This window comes from Xanthovirga aplysinae (assembly GCF_009711365.1).
In the GTDB taxonomy this organism is placed as follows: domain Bacteria; phylum Bacteroidota; class Bacteroidia; order Cytophagales; family Cyclobacteriaceae; genus Xanthovirga; species Xanthovirga aplysinae.
In genome coordinates this window covers 1-1,958 of record NZ_SMMB01000502.1, presented here as the reverse complement: position 1 = coordinate 1,958, position 1,958 = coordinate 1, and the positions used below count along the sequence as shown (strand labels likewise).

The following is a 1,958-nucleotide window of genomic DNA, read 5'->3' as shown; positions in this document are numbered from 1 at the left end:
AAAATAGAAAACTCGAGTTGCCTTTACAAAATGTTATTCCATTACGAGATAATATTTCACTACTCCCTTGTACATTAGAAGGCTTGATTTCTCCAAAAATTTTTTCAATTCGATGTTTGGGATAAATTCTTCATGACTTCACAAAGGCTGAAAAATTAGATTATTATTTTTGTCCTAAAAATAAATTTCGCTCGAAAAGTGATTTATTTTTTTTTTCTCCACCATCTCTGTCGCTAAAACCAATTATTCTTTCAGATTAAGCACTAATCCCTAGGAATCAGGAAATATTGGAGTATTTAACAACTCGGCTTTCTTGAAGAAGTTATTCTTGATGAAGGAGAAAGAGAGAAAGTATAAAACTATAGGGGTTAAGAATGTTTTCAGATTGTTTTGGGAAAATAGTTTTCATTGTTTTTGAACCTAAATCTAAATATATTCCCCATCAAGAAGTAAAGGTTCAACACCTGTGGCATTTTAGGTAAAATAACTCTTTGAAGGGTATATTTGGTTAGATAGAAAGAGAATTGGGTTGTGTTTGGAATTTAACCGAAACTGAATCTTTACCAGATTTTTAAACTCTAAGCATTAAAGAGGTATCGTTTTTAGTGGAGGAACATTTAGTCTTTAAATGAAGTTTGATTTGGATTTGATGAAACAGCATTACAAGAGATAACTTTTACAACAGGAAAAGCCCTTACATAAATAAATAATCTATTGTCAGAAGGTTTAATATCAAATCAACTGCTTGATATGTACTGCTTTTTGTTGCTTTCTTTGGCAAAATAATAGATTTTCAATTCCAATAAAGGTAGTTCTCATTTTTAATTACTTCAGCTGAGTTGTTTAGCTTTATTGTTTTCAAGGAATTCTTCATAAGTAGGGGCTCCTTTTTTGAAAAGTAGCCAAAATAATACCCCTATACTGGTGAGGCCGGCAGTTAGTAGTACGAAGAGAATAAGCAAATCCAGGATAATTTGAATTGCAGTCATGGTCAGTGGTTTTTTAAATTTTTGAACTTAAACTTATAAAAAATTAAGTATTTTTCAGAAAAATGCAAAATTAAACAAAAATAATTATATAAAAATTTTTCACGCAAAAATAGGATAAAGGTTGCAAATTTTATTCCAAATGGTAGAAATCTTCGGATAAATCGTAAAGAGAACAGCCAACTCTTAAGTAGAAAAATTGGCTGTTTGATGAATTTTAATCCTCAGGAGGGAGGATTACTTTGTCAATAACATGAACTACACCATTTGAAGCCTGTATATCTGCCATAACTACCATGGCATCCTCATTTACTGTAACCTCTCCTTTTCTTTTCTTTACAGTAATTTTGTCTCCTTCCAGGGTTTTTACTTCTTGTTTTTTCTTCAAATCCTCCGAAATTAATTCTCCACGACATACATGATAGGTGAGTATTTCAATTAACTCATCCTTGTTTTCTGGTTTCAATAAATACTCCAAAGTTCCTGGGGGAAGGGCAGCAAAAGCATCGTTGGTAGGAGCAAAAACGGTGAATTGTCCTTTACTTTCAAGTTCCTCTACTAATCCTGCAGCTTGTAAGGCTGCTACCAATGTACTTAAGTTTTCATTTCCCTGAGCTAATTCTACAATATCTTTTTCCTGGGCGGTGGCGGCAGATCCCAAAAAGCCGAAGACGGCAATGGCTAATAAATAATTTCTCAGACTTTTCATGGCTTTGTTTATTGATTTGATTATTGCTAACTAAACAAGCCGAATGCTTAAAAGATTTATTTTGTTTATAAAAAGTTCTATTATTTATAAAGTGGGTTTGTTTGATGATACTATTGGTCCTATTGGGTTGATAGACGATGGGGTAACTCTGTGAAAATTATTTAATTCTTCTCGTTGAAGCACTACATAAACAAAAAATATTAGAAAGATGGGAGGGGTACTTTAGATTTTTTTAGTTTTTATGTTTTGCAATGAACCGAAAA

2 protein-coding genes are annotated in these 1,958 nt (G+C 32.1%); both read right to left on the bottom strand.

The genetic code is table 11. The features are described 5' to 3' along the window. Nucleotides 1–830: 830 nt before the first annotated feature. The gene (locus E1171_RS23500) at nucleotides 831–989 is read right to left on the bottom strand and encodes a hypothetical protein (RefSeq protein ID WP_187696194.1); all 159 of its coding nucleotides are present in this window, start codon (nucleotides 987–989) and stop codon (nucleotides 831–833) included. 214 nt (nucleotides 990–1,203) lie between these two features. Further along, complete coding sequence (locus E1171_RS02150) at nucleotides 1,204–1,695, bottom strand: fasciclin domain-containing protein (protein WP_155203627.1); 492 nt, start codon at nucleotides 1,693–1,695, stop codon at nucleotides 1,204–1,206. Nucleotides 1,696–1,958 lie beyond the last annotated feature (263 nt).